Origin of the sequence: Streptomyces sp. NPDC017095, from assembly GCF_044332325.1 — a bacterium.
GTDB lineage: Bacteria > Actinomycetota > Actinomycetes > Streptomycetales > Streptomycetaceae > Streptomyces.
Window position 1 is genome coordinate 469,602 of sequence record NZ_JBIROU010000002.1, and the last position, 16,397, is coordinate 485,998.

Sequence of the window (16,397 nt, forward strand, 5' to 3'; positions counted from 1 at the left end):
GGTGCGTTGGGGCTGCCGACCGGTGATCAGTCCAGGTGTGTCGGGGCGAACATCCGCAAGACCGCCGGGAGTACGACCACCGACGGGCCCGGGGTGGACAGGGCCTCGGACAGGGACTCCTCCAGGGTTTCCGGGGTGGCGCGGGTTGCCGGGACGCCGAACGACTCCGCCAGGGCCACGTAGTCCGGGCGGGTGAGTTCCGTCGCCGTGGCCTGGCCGAAGGCGTCCGTCATGTACTCGCGGAGGATGCCGTAGCCGCCGTCGTCGACGATCAGCCAGGTGACGGGGAGGCCGTACTGCTTGGCGGTGGCCAGTTCGGCGATCGAGTAGAGGGCACCGCCGTCGCCGGAGACCGCCAGGACCGGGCGCGTCGGGTCGGCCGCCGCCGCGCCGAGGGCCGCCGGGAAGCCGTAGCCGAGGCCGCCCGCGCCCTGGGCGGAGTGCATGAGGTTCGGGCCCTGCGCGTCGAACGCCGACCAGGCCCAGTACGCCAGGATCGTCATGTCCCAGAAGGACGGGGAACCGGCGGGCAGTGCGCGGCGGACGGCCGACAGCACGTGCTGTTCCAGGGTCAGGTCCTGCCCGTCGATGCGGGCCGCCACCTTCGCCAGCAGCTCGCGCACCCGCTCCGGTGCCGTCTCGTCCGGGCGGTCCTGTGCCGTCTCCAGCAGGGCCTGGAGGGTCAGGCGGGCGTCCGCGTGGATGCCGATCGCCGGGTGGTTGGACTCCAGCTTGCCGAGGTCGGCCTCGATCTGGATCACCCGGCCCCGGGGCGCGAACGTGTGGTAGTTCGAGGACAGTTCGCCGAGGCCCGAGCCGACCACCAGCAGGACGTCGGCGTCCTCCAGGAAGTCGGTCGTGTGGCGGTCCTCCAGCCAGGACTGCAGGGACAGCGGGTGGTGCCAGGGGAACGCGCCCTTGCCGCCGAACGTCGTCACCACCGGCGCGGTCAGCTTCTCCGCCAGCAGCCGCAGCTTCCCCGAGGCGTCCGACCGTACGACCCCACCGCCCGCGATGATCGCCGGGCGGGCCGCGTGCGACAGCAAGTGGGCGGCCAGCGCCGTCAGTTCGGGGCGCGGGACCAGCTCGTCCGGGGTGGCGTCCATCGCCGTCACCACCGGCAGCGCGGCCGGAGCCAGCAGCACGTCCTGCGGGATCTCCACCCACACCGGGCCGTGCGGTGCCGTCAGCGCCGACTTCCAGGCCGCCGCGATGGCGGAGGGGATCTGGGACTGGCTGCGGACCGTGTGAACCGACTTCACCACACCCCGGAACGCGGCCGACTGGTCGGGGAGTTCATGGAGGTAGCCCTTGCGGGCCCCGCCCAGGCCCGCCACCGGGATCTGGCTGCCGATCGCCAGGACGGGCGCGCTGGCCGCCGCCGCCTCCTGGAGCGCGGCCAGCGAGGTCAGCGCGCCCGGGCCCGTGGAGAGCAGCAGCGGGGCCGCCTCGCCGGTGACCCTGCCGTACGCGTCCGCGGCGAAGCCCGCGTTGTTCTCCACCCGCAGGCCCACATAGCGCAGCGCCGAGCGGCGCAGGGCGTCGAACATGCCGAGGGCGTGCTGGCCGGGCAGGCCGAAGACGGTCGTCGCGCCGAGCCCGGCCAGCGTCTCCACGACCAGGTCTCCGCCGTTGCGCCCCCCGGGAGGGTTCAGGGCGGCGGTGATCTGCGCCGGCGTCGGGCGGAGTACCAGGTCGTGGTCGTGGGTCACTTCGCCTCCGGGGCCTTCCGGGCCGCCGCGATCTGGCGGCTCATGATGGTGGTCAGTTCGTACGCCGTGTGGGAGGCCGCGACGGAGGTGATCTCGGCGTGGTCGTACGCCGGCGCGACCTCCACCACGTCCGCCGAGACCAGGTTGCAGGACGCCAGCCCGCGCAGGATCTCCAGCAGTTCGCGGGAGGTCATGCCGCCCGCCTCCGGGGTGCCGGTGCCGGGCGCGTGCGCCGGGTCCAGGCAGTCGATGTCGATGGAGATGTACAGCGGGCGGTCGCCGATGCGCTGGCGGAGCTGGTCGGCCACCTCGTCGGCACCGCGGCGGTAGACGTCCGCCGAGGTGACGATGCCGAAGCCCATCTTCTCGTCGTCGGTGAGGTCCTGCTTGCCGTACAGCGGGCCGCGGGTGCCGACGTGGGAGAGGGCGGAGGTGTCGAGGATGCCCTCCTCCACGGCGCGCCGGAACGGGGTGCCATGGGTGTACTCGGCGCCGAAGTAGGTGTCCCAGGTGTCCAGGTGGGCGTCGAAGTGCAGCAGGGCCACCGGGCCGTGCTTCTTCGCGACCGAGCGCAGCAGCGGCAGGGCGATGGTGTGGTCGCCGCCGAGGGTCATCAGCCGGGCGCCGGTGCCGAGCAGGTCGTCCGCGGCGGCCTCGACCGTCTCCACGGCCTCGTTGATGTTGAACGGGTTCACGGCGATGTCGCCGCCGTCGGCGACCTGCGCGAGGGCGAACGGCGAGGCGTCCTGCGCCGGGTTGTAGGGGCGCAGCAGCCGGGACGCCTCGCGGATGGCGTTGCCGCCGAAGCGGGCGCCCGGCCGGTACGAGACGCCGGAGTCGAACGGCACGCCCACCACGGCGACGTCGGCGGTGCCGACCTCGTCCAGGCGGGGCAGCCGCGCGAAGGTGGCGGGGCCGGCGTAGCGCGGGACGCGGGAGGAGTCGACGGGGCCGCGGGGCGTCTCGTTGCTGCTCATAGCGGAATGCCTTCTTTCCTGCGCTTCGTCGCGCATGTACTGCTTGTACTTCTTGTCATACGACTCTACTGGTGAGCCGGGACCGCTTCGGACGGGAGTTCGGGTGACCGTCCGGCGAGGCGCTCGCGCCAGGCGGCGAGGACCGCCTCGTCGGTGGGCCTGGTGGCCAGGGACACCACGACGTAGGCCGCGAGGGAGGCCAACAGGCCGTAGTAGACGGGCTCGTTGGCGAGGATGCCGTAGCCGGCCATCAGGCCGATGACGGCCAGGCCGCCGACGGCGACGGCGGCCAGCGCGCCCCCGGCCGTGCCGCGCTTCCACAGCAGGCCGCCCAGGATGGGCACCAGCAGGCCGCCGACGAGCAGGTTGTAGGCCACGGTGAGCGCCTCGACCACGTTGTTCAGCGCGATCGCGGTGCCGATCACGGCGAGGCCCATGACCAGGATGAAGACACGGTTGCCCCGGACCTCGTCGTGCTCCCCGGACCGCCGGGCGAGGCCCCGCAGCCGCGACCAGATGTCGTTGTTGGCGACGGTGGCGCAGGCGATCAGGGCGCCGGAGGAGGTGGACATCACGGCGGCCAGGGCGGCGGCCAGCACCAGGCCGCGCACGCCGACGGGCAGTTCGTCCTTGACGATGGTGGCGAAGGCGTCGTCGGCGCTGCCCAGGTGCGGGTAGAGCACCTTGGCGGCCGTGCCGATCACCGCGCCGGCGAGGGCGTAGGCCAGGCAGTAGGTGCCGGCCACCGTGCCGCCCCACCGGGCGGTGCGGTCGCTGCGGGCGGTGAACACGCGCTGCCAGATGTCCTGGCCGATCAGCATGCCGAAGGTGTAGATCAGCACATAGGTGAAGATCGTCTGGCCGCCGATGCCCAGCGGGTCGAAGTAGCCGGCCGGCAGCTCGTCCCGCATCGCGCCGAAGCCGCCCGCCTTGACGACCGCGATGGGCAGCAGCAGGAGCAGCACGCCGATGGTCTTGACGACGAACTGCATCATGTCGGTCAGCGTGATGGACCACATGCCGCCGAGGGTGGAGTACGCCACGACGATCGCGCCGCCGAGGATGATCGCGACCGTGCGGTTCACGTCGAACAGCACGTCGAAGATGGTGGCGTAGGCGATGGTGGAGGTCACCGCGAGCATGAGGGTGTACGCCCACATGACCACGCCCGAGATCAGGCCGGCCCGGCCGCCGTAGCGCAGGTCGAGCATCTCGGAGACGGTGTAGACCTTCAGGCGGGAGACGCGGGCGGAGAAGAAGACCGACAGGGCGAGCAGTCCGAGGCCGATGGTGAAGACCATCCAGGCGCCGGACAGGCCGTACCGGTAGCCGAGGCCCACGCCGCCGATGGTGGACGCGCCGCCGAGGACGATCGCCGCCATGGTGCCGGAGTACAGGGCGGGGCCCAGCCGGCGGCCGGCCACCAGGAACTCGCTCTTGGACTTGGCGCGGCGCATGCCCCACCACCCCATGGCCAGCATGCCGGCGAGATAGACGACGATCACGGTGTAGTCGACGGCCATGGGGCGGTCCTCCTTCGCGCACTGTCCGGTGGCGTGTCGTGCAGCTGCTTCGGTGTGGTGCCGGCAGCGGCTCGCGGGGACATCCGCCCGTACCCGCGGCTGCCGTGCTCCCCCTGACAGTAGGTGGCCGGAAAGCGACTGCGAAGTGTACGTTTCATCCATAGGGACGGGGTGGGATGGAGGGATGGCACACCATGCCGGAGACGACCGCCCCCGCCGTCCCGCCGACCCCGCCGGTGCCGCTCCAGGCGCTGCTGGCCCGCGAGGACCTGGCCCTGCGGCAGATCGCCGGGCCGGCGGGCCCGGACACCGTGATCCACTGGGCGCACACCTCGGAGATGGCCGACCCCTATCCGTATCTGCTGGGCGGCGAACTGCTGCTCACGGCCGGGGTGCACATCCCGGCGGGGGCCGGCCCGGACGGGACGGACCTCCCGGCGGCGACCGGCCCGGACCTTCCCGCGGGGGCCGGTGGCGGCCGGGGTGCCGCCGGCCGGCCGGTGCCGGTGCCGGGGCCGGGCGACTACTTCGACGGCTACGTCTCCCGGATCGTGGCGGCCGGCGGCGCGGCCCTCGGCTTCGGGGTGGCGCCGGTGCACGACACGGTCCCGCCCGCGCTGGCCGCCGCCTGCGACCGGCACGGCCTGCCGCTGCTGGAGGTCCCGCCGCAGACCACGTTCTCGGCGGTGGCCCGCGCGGTCTGGCAGCTCATGGCCCAGGCCCGGCTGGCCGAGCTGCGCCGGGTCACCGAGGCCCAGCAGGGTCTGGCCGCGGCCGCCTCCCGGCCGGACCCGGTGCCCTCGGTGCTGCGCCGGCTCGCCCGGCACCTCGGCGGCCGGGCGGTGCTGTACGGCCCCGACGGCACGGAGGTCGCGGGAGCGGGCCCGGAGGCTCCGGAGGGCCTGCGCACGGCCCTGGCGGATCTGTCCGCCGTAGTCAGACCCGCACCCCGGCCCGCCTCCCCGCCCGCATCCGCGTCCCGGCCCACCCCGCCGCCCGGCGCCCCGCCCGCAACTCCCCCGGCCGCTCCCGCCGCCCGGCCCCGTCCCGCGTCCGCCACGGCCGCCTTCGGGACCGCTCACCTCGCCGTCTACGCCCTCGGTGCCGGCGAGGGCTTCGTCCTCGGCGTGGCCGGCGACCGGCGCGAACCCGGTGACCACACCATCGCCTCGGTCGCCGCCGTCCTGCTGGCGCTGCTGACCGGGGAGCACCACAGCGGGGCCGGCGCGGCCCGGTCCTCCGCGCTGGTGCGGCTGCTGCTGGGCGCCGCGCCCGAGGAGGCGGCGCCGCTGCTCGGGACCGGGCCCTGGCTCGTCGTGCACGCCCGGCCGCAGGGCCAGGCGCCGGACCCGGTCGCCGCGTCCGCGCTCGGCGCCGCCCTGGGTTCGCCGCTGGTCGACCTCGCCCGGGACGTCGTACGGGTGCTGGTGCCCGCCGGCCGGGCGCCGCGGCCGCAGCCGGGCTGGACGCTCGGGGTGAGCGCCCCGGCCGGGCCGCGCGAGTGGCCGGCCGCCGACACCCAGGCCGCCCGCGCGCTCGCCCGGGCCCGCGCCACCCGGGTCCCGCTGCTGCGGCACGCCGTCCGGCCGGCGCTGGCGGACCTGGTGCCGCCCGCGGAGGCCGAGACGCACGCCCGTACGCTGCTCGCCCCGCTCGCCGGCCGGGAGGCGCTCGCCGAGACCCTGCGCACCTGGCTGTCGCTGCACGGCAGTTGGGACCGTACGGCGGTGGCACTGGGCGTGCACCGCAACACCGTGCGGCAGCGCATCGCCCGCTGCGCGGCCCTGTTGGAGACCGATCTGGACGACCCGGACACGCGCATGGAGCTGTGGTTCGCGCTGCGGCGGGGCTGAGGCGTGACGCCCGTCCCAGCGGGCGATATGCCGAGGACGCGCGCGGCACGCTGCCCCACAATGGGAGCCATGCCGATATCCGGGACACCCAGCCGCGCCCAGCTCGTCGACCATCTGGTGCGCACCCGTATCGCGGGGGACGTCGCCACGCCCCGCGAGAACAACCTCTCCCACTACCGCCAGCTCGCCAACGGTGTCCGCACCTTCTGGCTCGGCCTGGAGCTGGGCGACCGCTGGACGGACGAGCAGGACGTGCTCGCGGTCATGGCCGAGCGGGTGGGCGTCAACGACGACCCGGAGTACCGGCACGGGCAGGACACCATCGACCCGGAACTGACCGTGGACGCGCTGGAGCGGATGGCGGCCCGGCTGCGCAAGGCGGCCGCGGGCCGGCAGCGGGTGCTGTTCGCCACCGGCCACCCGGGCGGGCTGCTGGACGTGCACCGGGCCACGGCCGCCGCGCTGCGCGCCGCCGGCTGCGAGATCGTCGTCATCCCGGAGGGGCTGCAGACGGACGAGGGCTACGTCATGCAGTTCGCGGACGTGGCCGTGCTGGAGCACGGGGCGACGCTGTGGCACACCCACTCGGGGGAGCCGATGCGGGCCATCCTGACCGGGCTGGAGCGCGCCGGGCGCGCGCTGCCCGACCTGGTGGTCGCCGACCACGGCTGGGCCGGGTACGCGGGACAGCACGGCGTCGACTCCGTCGGGTACGCCGACTGCAACGACCCGGCGCTGTTCCTCGCGGAGGCCGAGGGGACGGTGCAGGTGGTCGTCCCGCTCGACGACCACGTGGTCAGCCCGCGCCACTACGACCCGATGACGGCGTTCCTGCTGGCCGAGGCGGGTCTGTCCTGACGGTCCGGCAGGCTCTCGGCCTGAGTCCGGGAAACCCTGACTGAGCGCGGGAAAAGGGGGATGCGGCCCCGCGAACGGGGCCGCACACCGTGTCGGATCCGGGACGGATCAGTGACCGCCACCGCCACCGCCGTGACCGCCGCCACCGCCGCCGCCGTGGCCACCGCCACCGCCGCCACCGTGACCGCCGCCACCGCCGCCGTGGTCGCCACCGCCACCGCCGTGGTCGCCACCGCCACCGCCGTGGTCGCCACCGCCACCGTGGTCGCCGCCGTAGCCGCCGCCATGGTCACCGCCATAGCCGCCGTTGTCGCCGTAGCCGCCGTTGTCGTAGCCACCGCCGTGGTCGCCGCGGCCGTAGTCGTCGTCGTCGTTGTTCCACCAGCCGCCGTGGTTCTGGCTGTAGGAACTGTCGCCGCTGTGTTCCGAGGCGGCGGCCGTTCCGGCGGTGCCGATCGCGGCACCGCCGGCCAGCAGCAGGCCGGAGGCGGACAACGCGACAAGACGCCTCGTGCGCTGTGATCGCATGGGAATACCTTCCATCATCGTCTCTCGCGGTTCCCCGGAGGGAAGGGCGAGGTGATGGCCGTCGCCGCGGCTCCTGAGGAGGATGCGGCGCGGTCTTCGGGTGTCACCGCAGCGGCATGGAACGAAAACGGCTCTTCACCGACACCCTCACAGTCCACCCGTGCGTCTCGCGCCGGTCGGGTGCTGCGGCCGGGAGTCCGTTGGTCCGGAAACCCGGGTAAGGGGCATGCCGTTCACTGCGGCTTTCACTCCAAGAGCCTAGTCCCGCATGTGGCGCACGTCATCCGGAAGGGCGCATCCGTCACGGCTGTCTCGGCACGCGGACAACACCCTCCTGGATGACCGTCAGGGCGAGCCGTCCGTCCTGGGTGTATATCCGCGCCTGGCCCAGGCCGCGGCCGCCGTGCGCGGACGGCGACTGCTGGTCGTACAGCAGCCATTCGTCGGCCCGGAACGGCCGGTGGAACCACATCGCGTGGTCCAGGGACGCGCCGACGACGTCGCCGACGGCCCAGCCGCCGCGCCCGTGCGCGAGCAGCACGGAGTCGAGCAGCGTCATGTCGGAGACGTAGGTGGCGAGGACGACGTGCAGCAGCGGGTCGTCGCCGTCCAGCTTGCCGTTGGTGCGGAACCACACCTGGGAGCGCGGCTCGCGCGGCTCGCCGTACCGGCCGTACGGCGGCTCGTCCGCGTAGCGCAGGTCGATCGCCTCGCGGGCCTCCAGGAACCTGTCGACGACCTCGGGCGCGAGGTGGCGGTAGCCGCGCAGCCGCTCCTGGGAGGTGGGCAGGGTCGCCGGGTCGGGCGCGGCGGGCATCGGCTCCTGGTGGTCGAGCCCTTCCTCGTACGTCTGGAAGGACGCCGAAAGGTGGAAGACCGGCTTGCCGTGCTGGACGGCGACCACGCGGCGGGTGGTGAAGGACCGGCCGTCCCGGATGCGGTCCACGGTGTAGACGATCGGCGCGCCCGGGTCGCCGGGGCGCAGGAAGTACGCGTGCAGGGAGTGGGCGGCCCGGTCGGCGGGGACCGTCCGCCCGGCGGCGACCAGCGCCTGCGCGGCGACCTGTCCGCCGAAGACGCGCGGGACGACGGCGGAGCGGGACTGGCCGCGGAAGATGTCCTCCTCGATCTGCTCCAGGTCGAGCAGATCGAGGAGGTCCTTGAGTGCCTGGCTCATGACGTGCAGGTATACCGCCCGGTCGTGACGGCGTCCTTACAGGCCCATGTCCTTGGCGATGATCGTCTTCATGATCTCGCTGGTGCCGCCGTAGATGCGGTTGACGCGGTTGTCCGCGTACAGGCGGGCGATCGGGTACTCGTTCATGTAGCCGTAGCCGCCGTGCAGCTGGAGGCAGCGGTCGATCACGCGGTGCGCGACCTCGGTGCAGAACAGCTTGGCGGAGGCGGCCTCGGCGGGCGTCAGCTCGCCGGCGTCCAGCGCCTCCAGGGCGCGGTCGGCGACGGCCTCGGCCGCGTCCACCTCGGCCTGGCAGGCGGCCAGCTCGAACTTGGTGTTCTGGAAGTGGGCGACCGGCTTGCCGAAGACGGTGCGCTCCTGCACGTACTGCTTGGCGAACCGGACGGCTGCCTTGGCCTGGGCGTAGGCGCCGAAGGCGATGCCCCAGCGCTCGGAGGCCAGGTTGTGGCCGAGGTAGAAGAAGCCCTTGTTCTCCTCGCCGAGCAGGTCCTCGACCGGCACCTTGACGTCGACGAAGGCCAGCTCGGCGGTGTCGGAGGTGCGCAGGCCCAGCTTGTCCAGCTTGCGGCCGATGGAGTAGCCCTCGGACTTGGTGTCCACGGCGAACAGGGAGATGCCGTGCCGGCGGTCCTCGGCGGTGGGCGCGGAGGTGCGGGCGCACACGATCACGCGGTCGGCGTGGACACCGCCGGTGATGAAGGTCTTGGAGCCGTTGAGGACGTAGTGCGTGCCGTCCTCGCTCAGCCGGGCGGTGGTCTTCATGCCCGCGAGGTCCGAACCGGTGCCCGGCTCGGTCATCGCGATGGCCCACATCTCCTCGCCGGTGACGAACTTCGACAGGTAGCGCTTCTTCTGGTCCTCGGTGGCCAGCATCTTGAGGTACGGCAGGGCGAGCAGCACGTGCACGCCGGAGCCGCCGAACTGCACGCCCGCGCGCGCCGTCTCCTCGTACAGGACGGCCTCGAACTTGTGGGTGTCCAGGCCCGCGCCGCCGAACTCCTCGGGCACGCTGATGCCGAAGACGCCCAGCTCGCCCAGCTTGTAGTAGAAGTCGCGCGGCGCCTGGCCGGCGGCGAACCACTCGTCGTACACCGGGACGACCTCGGCCTCGATGAAGGCGCGAAGGGTCTCCCGGAACGCCTCGTGATCCTCGTTGAACACCGTACGGCGCACGCCGCCACCTCCACGTACCTTGGCATGACTTCGGCATGTCTAAGCGCTTGCTCATCCACCGTACCGGCGAGTACGGAACCCCGTCCAGAGGGACCCGGCCGTAATGCGCGTCACGCCCGGCACCGGCCCCAGCCCCAGCCCCAGCCCCAGCCCCAGCCCCAGCCCCAGCCCCAGCCCCAGCCGCTACCCCTCCCCCGCCGCCGCGAAGGCGCCCCGCGCCATCCGGTGCAGCAGGGCCGCCGTCGCCCCGCGGCCGGGCAGGGTGCCGGCGCGGCCGAGGTGCGGGGTGGAGTTGAGCAGGCCGAAGACCGAGTGGACGGCGGAGCGGGCGGCCGGTTCGGTCAGGCCCGGATACACCTCGCGGACCACCTGCACCCACAGCTCCACGTACTGCCGCTGGAGCTGCCGCACCAGCTTGCGGTCGCTGTCGCGCAGCCGGTCCAGCTCCCGGTCGTGCAGGGTGATCAGCGGGCGGTCGTCCAGGGCGAAGTCGATGTGGCCCTCGACGAGCGAGTCCAGGACGCGGCTCGCGGGCACCCCGTCGGCCTCCGCCAGCCGCCGCCGGGCGCCGGTGAGCAGCTGTCCGCTGATGCCCACCAGCAGCTCGGCGAGCATCGCGTCCTTGCCGGGGAAGTGGCGGTAGAGACCGGGTCCGCTGATGCCGACCGCGGCTCCTATCTCGTCGACACCGACCCCGTGGAAACCGCGGTCGGCGAAGAGCCGCGCGGCCTCCTTGAGGATCTGCTGGCGGCGGGTGGGGGCGTCGGTTCTGCTGGCCATGCCGACAATTCTAGACAGCGAGGTTAGCGCTCGTTAACCTAGAGGAAATGGTTAACGCTCATTAACAGGTCGAACACCGGGTGAGGGGACCGCAGGATGCACGAGGCACCGGAGCTTCAGAGCGCGGCAGATCCCGCGTCGGAGGGCTGGCGGGCCAATGAACGGGCCCATCTCGCCCTCGTCGAGGAGCTGCGCGGCAAACTGGCCGCGGCGGCGCTCGGCGGCGGCGAGCGGGCGCGGGCGCGGCACACCGCGCGCGGCAAGCTGCTGCCCAGGGACCGGGTGGACACACTGCTCGACCCGGGCTCACCCTTCCTGGAGCTGGCCCCGCTCGCGGCCGACGGGATGTACGACGGGCAGGCGCCGGCCGCCGGCGTGATCGCCGGTATCGGGCGGGTCTCCGGACGCGAGTGTGTGATCGTCGCGAACGACGCCACCGTCAAGGGCGGCACGTACTACCCGATGACGGTCAAGAAGCACCTGCGCGCCCAGGAGGTGGCCCTGGACAACCGGCTGCCGTGTCTGTACCTAGTCGATTCCGGCGGCGCCTTCCTGCCGATGCAGGACGAGGTCTTCCCCGACCGGGACCACTTCGGCCGGATCTTCTACAACCAGGCCCGGATGTCGGGCGCCGGCATCCCGCAGATCGCGGTCGTCCTCGGCTCCTGCACGGCGGGCGGGGCGTACGTGCCGGCGATGAGCGACGAGGCCGTGATCGTCCGCGGCCAGGGCACGATCTTCCTCGGCGGCCCGCCCCTGGTGAAGGCGGCCACCGGCGAGGTCGTCACCGCGGAGGAGCTGGGCGGCGGCGAGGTGCACTCCCGGGTCTCCGGAGTCACCGACCACCTCGCGGAGAACGACGCGCACGCGCTGCGGATCGCCCGGACCATCGTGTCCACGCTCCCGGCCCGGCCGTCCCCGCCCTGGGAGGTCCGGCCGGCCGTCGAGCCCAAGGTCGACCCGTACGGCCTGTACGGCGCCGTCCCGGTCGACTCCCGCACCCCCTACGACGTCCGCGAGATCATCGCGCGCGTGGTCGACGGCTCCCGGTTCGCCGAGTTCAAGGCCGAGTTCGGGCAGACCCTGGTCACCGGTTTCGCGCGGATCCACGGCCACCCGGTCGGGATCGTCGCCAACAACGGCATCCTGTTCTCCGAGTCCGCCCAGAAGGGCGCCCACTTCATCGAGCTGTGCGACCAGCGCGGCATCCCGCTGCTCTTCCTCCAGAACATCTCGGGCTTCATGGTCGGCAAGGACTACGAGGCGGGCGGCATCGCCAAGCACGGCGCCAAGATGGTCACGGCGGTCGCCTGCACGCGCGTGCCGAAGCTGACGGTGGTGGTCGGCGGGTCGTACGGCGCGGGCAACTACTCGATGTGCGGCCGGGCCTACTCCCCGCGCTTCCTGTGGATGTGGCCCAACGCCAAGATCTCCGTGATGGGCGGCGAGCAGGCCGCGTCCGTGCTGGCCACCGTCAAGCGGGACCAGCTCCAGGCGCGCGGCGAGGAGTGGCCGGCCGAGGAGGAAGAGGCGTTCAAGGCGCCGGTCCGCGCGCAGTACGAACGCCAGGGAAACGCCTACTACGCCACCGCCCGCCTCTGGGACGACGGCGTGATCGACCCGCTGGACACCCGTCAGGCCCTCGGTCTCGCCCTGACGGCCTGCGCCAACGCGCCGCTGGGAGAGCCCCGGTTCGGCGTCTTCCGGATGTGAGGAGGGGAACCGTGTTCGACACAGTACTGGTGGCCAACCGGGGCGAGATCGCCGTACGCGTGATCCGTACGCTGCGCGCGCTGGGCGTGTGCTCGGTGGCGGTCTTCTCCGACGCCGACGCCGACGCGCGGCACGTCAGGGAGGCCGACACCGCGGTGCGGATCGGTCCGGCGCCGGCCGCCGAGAGCTATCTGTCGGTGGAGCGGCTGCTGGAGGCCGCCGCCCGCACCGGCGCCCAGGCCGTCCACCCCGGGTACGGCTTCCTCGCCGAGAACGCGGGCTTCGCGCGCGCCTGCGAGGAGGCCGGGCTGGTCTTCATCGGCCCGCCGGCGGACGCGATCGCGCTGATGGGCGACAAGATCCGGGCCAAGGAGACGGTCCGGGCGGCCGGGGTGCCGGTGGTGCCCGGCGGTCGCGATCCCGAGCTGGCCGAGGCCGCCCGCGAACTGGGCGCGCCCGTGCTGCTGAAACCGTCCGCCGGCGGCGGCGGCAAGGGCATGCGCCTGGTGCGGGACATGAGCCGGCTGGAGGAGGAGATCGCCGCCGCCCGCCGCGAGGCCCGCGCCTCCTTCGGCGACGACACCCTGCTGGTGGAGCGGTGGGTCGACCGGCCCCGGCACATCGAGATCCAGGTGCTGGCCGACGGCCACGGGAACGTGGTGCACCTCGGCGAGCGGGAGTGCTCGCTCCAGCGGCGCCACCAGAAGATCGTCGAGGAGGCGCCGAGCGTGCTCCTCGACGAGGAGACCCGGGCCGCGATGGGCGAGGCGGCCGTGCAGGCGGCCCGCTCGTGCGGCTACCGGGGCGCGGGCACGGTGGAGTTCATCGTGCCGGGCAGCGACCCCTCGCAGTACTACTTCATGGAGATGAACACCCGTCTCCAGGTGGAGCACCCGGTCACCGAACTGATCACCGGGCTGGACCTGGTGGAGTGGCAGCTGCGGGTGGCGGCCGGGGAACGGCTCGGCTTCGCCCAGTCCGGCGTCACGCTCACCGGGCACGCGGTCGAGGCCCGGATCTGCGCCGAGACCGTGTCCGTCAAGGAGGGCGCGCGCGGCTTCCTGCCCTCCGGCGGCACGGTGCTGCTGCTGGACGAGCCCCGGGGCGAGGGCGTGCGCACCGACTCCGGGCTCAGCCGGGGCACCGAGGTCGGCAGCCTGTACGACCCGATGCTGTCCAAGGTGATCGCCTACGGCCCCGACCGGGAGACGGCGCTGCGCCGGCTCCGGGCGGCCCTGGCGGAGACGGTCACGCTGGGCGTGCCCACCAACGCGGGCTTCCTGCGCCGGCTGCTGGCCCACCCGGCGGTGGTGGCCGGCGAGCTGGACACGGGCCTGGTGGAGCGGGTGATGGACGACCTGGTCCCCACGGACGTACCGGAGGAGGTGTACGAGGCGGCGGCCGCCGTCCGTCTGGAGGCGCTGCGCCCGCGCGGGGACGGCTGGACCGATCCGTTCTCGGTGCCGAGCGGCTGGCGGCTGGGCGGCACCCCGAAGCCGCCCGCGTTCCACCTGCGGGCCGGCGAGCCGGTGACGTACACCCCGCGCGGCACCCACACCGTCACCGGCGACCGGGTCGACGTCACCCTGGACGGCGTCCGGCACACCTTCCGCCGCGCCGGCGACTGGCTGGGCCGGGACGGCGACGCCTGGCACGTCCGCGACCACGACCCGGTCGCCGCGTCGCTGGGCGGCGCGGTCCACGCGGGCGCCGACTCGCTCACCGCCCCGATGCCCGGCACGGTCACGGTGGTCAAGGCGGCCGTCGGCGAGGAGGTCACCGCGGGCCAGACCCTGCTGGTGCTGGAGGCGATGAAGATGGAGCACGTCATCTCCGCCCCGCACGCCGGCACGGTCGCCGAGCTGGACGTGACGCCCGGCGCCACGGTCGCCATGGACCAGGTGCTGGCCGTCGTCGCGCCGCACGAGGAGGCGGCCCGGTGACCGCCCCCGGACTGCCCATGGCCGTACCGAACCCGGAGCTGCCCGCCCGGGTGCGGATCCACGAGGTCGGCGCGCGCGACGGGCTGCAGAACGAGAAGGCGGCCGTGCCGACGCCGGTCAAGGCGGAGTTCATCCGCCGGCTGGCCGGCGCGGGCCTGACCACGATCGAGGCGACCAGCTTCGTGCATCCCAAGTGGGTGCCCCAGCTCGCCGACGCGGAAGAGCTGTTCCCGAGGGTCAGGGACCTGCCGGGCATCGCCCTGCCGGTGCTGGTGCCCAACCGGCGGGGCCTGGACCGGGCGCTATCCCTCGGCGCCGACCGGATCGCCGTGTTCGCCAGCGCCACGGAGTCCTTCGCGAAGGCCAACCTCAACCGGACGCTTCAGGAGTCGCTCGCCGTGTTCGAGCCGGTGGTCCGGCACGCGAAGGACGCGGGCGTGCGGGTGCGGGGCTATGTGTCGATGTGCTTCGGCGACCCGTGGGAGGGCCCGGTGCCGCTGCCCCAGGTGGCGCGGGTCTGCACGGCCCTGCGGGACATGGGCTGCGACGAGCTGAGCCTCGGCGACACCATCGGGGTGGCCACCCCGGGCCACGTCCGCGCGCTGCTGTCCCTGCTGAACGAGCAGGGCGTGCCGACGGACGTGATCGGGGTGCACTTCCACGACACCTACGGCCAGGCGCTCGCCAACACCCTGGCCGCCCTCCAGCACGGCGTCACCACCGTGGACGCCTCGGCGGGCGGGCTCGGCGGCTGCCCGTACGCCAAGTCCGCCACCGGCAACCTCGCCACCGAGGACCTCGTCTGGATGCTGCACGGGCTCGGCATCGAGACGGGCGTCGACCTCGGCCGCCTGACCGCGACCAGCGTGTGGATGGCCGAACAGCTGGGCAGGCCCAGTCCGTCCCGTACCGTCCGCGCTCTCTCCCACAAGGAACAGTGATCAGCATGGACCACCGTCTCAGCCCTGAGCTGGAGGAACTCCGCCGTACGGTGGAGGAGTTCGCGCACGACGTCGTGGCGCCGAAGATCGGTGACTTCTACGAGCGGCACGAGTTTCCGTACGAGATCGTCCGCGAGATGGGCCGCATGGGCCTGTTCGGGCTGCCGTTCCCGGAGGAGTACGGCGGCATGGGCGGCGACTATCTGGCCCTCGGCATCGCCCTGGAGGAGCTGGCCCGGGTGGACTCCTCGGTGGCGATCACCCTGGAGGCGGGCGTCTCGCTGGGCGCCATGCCGCTGCACCTGTTCGGCACCCCGGAGCAGAAGCGGGAGTGGCTGCCCCGGCTGTGCGCCGGCGAGGTGCTGGGCGCGTTCGGGCTCACGGAGCCGGACGGCGGCAGCGACGCCGGGGCCACCCGCACCACGGCCCGCCTGGACCCGGACACCGACGAGTGGGTGATCAACGGCACCAAGTGCTTCATCACCAACTCGGGCACGGACATCACGGCTCTGGTCACGGTCACCGCCGTCACCGGCCGCAAGCCGGACGGCCGGCCGGAGATCTCGGCGATCATCGTCCCGTCCGGCACCCCGGGCTTCACGGTGGCGCCGCCCTATTCGAAGGTCGGCTGGAACGCCTCCGACACCCGCGAGCTGTCCTTCCAGGACGTCCGGGTCCCGGCCGCCAACCTGCTCGGCGAACAGGGCCGCGGCTACGCGCAGTTCCTGCGCATCCTGGACGAGGGCCGGATCGCCATCGCGGCCCTCGCGACGGGCCTGGCCCAGGGCTGCGTGGACGAATCGATCAAGTATGCGAAGGAACGTCACGCCTTCGGCCGTCCGATCGGCGCCAACCAGGCCATCCAGTTCAAGATCGCCGACATGGAGACCAAGGCCCACACGGCCCGCCTGGCCTGGCGCGACGCGGCCTCCCGCCTGGTGGCGGGCGAGCCCTTCAAGAAGGAGGCGGCCGTGGCCAAGCTGCACTCCTCCACGGTCGCCGTCGACAACGCCCGCGACGCCACCCAGATCCACGGCGGCTACGGCTTCATGAACGAGTACCCGGTGGCCCGCATGTGGCGCGACTCCAAGATCCTGGAAATCGGCGAGGGCACGAGCGAGGTCCAGCGCATGCTGATCGCCCGAGAGCTGGGCCTGACGGGCTGACACGGGCCGGCTCTGATGGAGCTGCGGGTGTC

Annotated in this window: 13 protein-coding genes; 6 read left to right on the forward strand and 7 right to left on the reverse strand. The window is 73.1% G+C overall.

Features of this window, described 5'->3' with window-relative positions:
* Window positions 1–26: 26 nt before the first annotated feature.
* From ACH4OA_RS05110 to ACH4OA_RS05120, 3 genes are all read right to left on the reverse strand, one after another.
* Window positions 27–1,712, reverse strand: a complete 1,686-nt coding sequence (locus ACH4OA_RS05110) for a thiamine pyrophosphate-binding protein (protein WP_397967694.1) — start codon at window positions 1,710–1,712, stop codon at window positions 27–29.
* Window positions 1,709–2,689, reverse strand: coding sequence for an agmatinase (speB, locus tag ACH4OA_RS05115; RefSeq protein ID WP_365880951.1), 981 nt, complete (start codon window positions 2,687–2,689; stop codon window positions 1,709–1,711). Before speB ends, ACH4OA_RS05110 begins: the two co-directional genes overlap by 4 nt.
* Before the next feature lie 65 nt (window positions 2,690–2,754).
* On the reverse strand, window positions 2,755–4,212 hold the full coding sequence (locus tag ACH4OA_RS05120) for a sodium:solute symporter (protein WP_397967697.1): 1,458 nt from the start codon (window positions 4,210–4,212) through the stop codon (window positions 2,755–2,757).
* 176 nt (window positions 4,213–4,388) lie between these two features.
* Here ACH4OA_RS05120 and ACH4OA_RS05125 point away from each other — a divergent pair, with 176 nt between their 5' ends.
* Complete coding sequence (locus ACH4OA_RS05125; protein ID WP_397967698.1) at window positions 4,389–6,065, forward strand: helix-turn-helix domain-containing protein; 1,677 nt, start codon at window positions 4,389–4,391, stop codon at window positions 6,063–6,065.
* A gap of 69 nt (window positions 6,066–6,134) precedes the next feature.
* Window positions 6,135–6,923 carry a phosphatase gene (locus ACH4OA_RS05130; RefSeq protein WP_365874368.1) on the forward strand — a complete coding sequence of 263 codons (789 nt, stop codon included), beginning with the start codon at window positions 6,135–6,137 and terminating at the stop codon, window positions 6,921–6,923.
* 108 nt (window positions 6,924–7,031) lie between these two features.
* Here the strand turns inward: ACH4OA_RS05130 and ACH4OA_RS05135 are convergent, their stop codons facing one another.
* From ACH4OA_RS05135 to ACH4OA_RS05150, 4 genes are all read right to left on the reverse strand, one after another.
* On the reverse strand, window positions 7,032–7,451 hold the full coding sequence (locus ACH4OA_RS05135) for a hypothetical protein (protein WP_397967700.1): 420 nt from the start codon (window positions 7,449–7,451) through the stop codon (window positions 7,032–7,034).
* A gap of 301 nt (window positions 7,452–7,752) precedes the next feature.
* Window positions 7,753–8,628 carry an acyl-CoA thioesterase II gene (locus tag ACH4OA_RS05140; protein ID WP_365874372.1) on the reverse strand — a complete coding sequence of 292 codons (876 nt, stop codon included), beginning with the start codon at window positions 8,626–8,628 and terminating at the stop codon, window positions 7,753–7,755.
* Window positions 8,629–8,664: 36 nt separating this feature from the next.
* Window positions 8,665–9,822, reverse strand: a complete 1,158-nt coding sequence (locus tag ACH4OA_RS05145) for an acyl-CoA dehydrogenase family protein (RefSeq protein ID WP_397967702.1) — start codon at window positions 9,820–9,822, stop codon at window positions 8,665–8,667.
* 183 nt (window positions 9,823–10,005) lie between these two features.
* Entirely contained in the window at window positions 10,006–10,602 is a 597-nt protein-coding gene (locus tag ACH4OA_RS05150; protein ID WP_365874376.1) for a TetR/AcrR family transcriptional regulator, read from the reverse strand.
* A 96-nt stretch (window positions 10,603–10,698) separates the two neighbouring features.
* Here ACH4OA_RS05150 and ACH4OA_RS05155 point away from each other — a divergent pair, with 96 nt between their 5' ends.
* The 4 genes from ACH4OA_RS05155 to ACH4OA_RS05170 are packed head-to-tail and all read left to right on the forward strand — an operon-like array spanning window position 10,699 to window position 16,365.
* Window positions 10,699–12,315, forward strand: a complete 1,617-nt coding sequence (locus ACH4OA_RS05155; protein ID WP_365874378.1) for a carboxyl transferase domain-containing protein — start codon at window positions 10,699–10,701, stop codon at window positions 12,313–12,315.
* Window positions 12,316–12,326: 11 nt separating this feature from the next.
* Complete coding sequence (locus ACH4OA_RS05160; protein WP_397967705.1) at window positions 12,327–14,258, forward strand: biotin carboxylase N-terminal domain-containing protein; 1,932 nt, start codon at window positions 12,327–12,329, stop codon at window positions 14,256–14,258.
* Window positions 14,255–15,199 carry a hydroxymethylglutaryl-CoA lyase gene (locus ACH4OA_RS05165; protein ID WP_397967706.1) on the forward strand — a complete coding sequence of 315 codons (945 nt, stop codon included), beginning with the start codon at window positions 14,255–14,257 and terminating at the stop codon, window positions 15,197–15,199. Before ACH4OA_RS05160 ends, ACH4OA_RS05165 begins: the two co-directional genes overlap by 4 nt.
* Before the next feature lie 5 nt (window positions 15,200–15,204).
* Entirely contained in the window at window positions 15,205–16,365 is a 1,161-nt protein-coding gene (locus ACH4OA_RS05170) for an acyl-CoA dehydrogenase family protein (protein ID WP_397939673.1), read from the forward strand.
* The last annotated feature ends 32 nt before the right edge of the window (window positions 16,366–16,397 follow it).

What these genes read in the sequence shown, in the direction of transcription:
- speB (WP_365880951.1), bottom strand. Translation starts at nt 2,689, where the DNA reads ATGAGCAGCAACGAGACGCCCCGCGGCCCCGTCGACTCCTCCCGCGTC.
- ACH4OA_RS05120 (WP_397967697.1), bottom strand. Translation starts at nt 4,212, where the DNA reads ATGGCCGTCGACTACACCGTGATCGTCGTCTATCTCGCCGGCATGCTG.
- ACH4OA_RS05125 (WP_397967698.1), top strand. Translation starts at nt 4,389, where the DNA reads ATGGAGGGATGGCACACCATGCCGGAGACGACCGCCCCCGCCGTCCCG.
- ACH4OA_RS05130 (WP_365874368.1), top strand. Translation starts at nt 6,135, where the DNA reads ATGCCGATATCCGGGACACCCAGCCGCGCCCAGCTCGTCGACCATCTG.
- ACH4OA_RS05135 (WP_397967700.1), bottom strand. Translation starts at nt 7,451, where the DNA reads ATGCGATCACAGCGCACGAGGCGTCTTGTCGCGTTGTCCGCCTCCGGC.
- ACH4OA_RS05140 (WP_365874372.1), bottom strand. Translation starts at nt 8,628, where the DNA reads ATGAGCCAGGCACTCAAGGACCTCCTCGATCTGCTCGACCTGGAGCAG.
- ACH4OA_RS05150 (WP_365874376.1), bottom strand. Translation starts at nt 10,602, where the DNA reads ATGGCCAGCAGAACCGACGCCCCCACCCGCCGCCAGCAGATCCTCAAG.
- ACH4OA_RS05155 (WP_365874378.1), top strand. Translation starts at nt 10,699, where the DNA reads ATGCACGAGGCACCGGAGCTTCAGAGCGCGGCAGATCCCGCGTCGGAG.
- ACH4OA_RS05170 (WP_397939673.1), top strand. Translation starts at nt 15,205, where the DNA reads ATGGACCACCGTCTCAGCCCTGAGCTGGAGGAACTCCGCCGTACGGTG.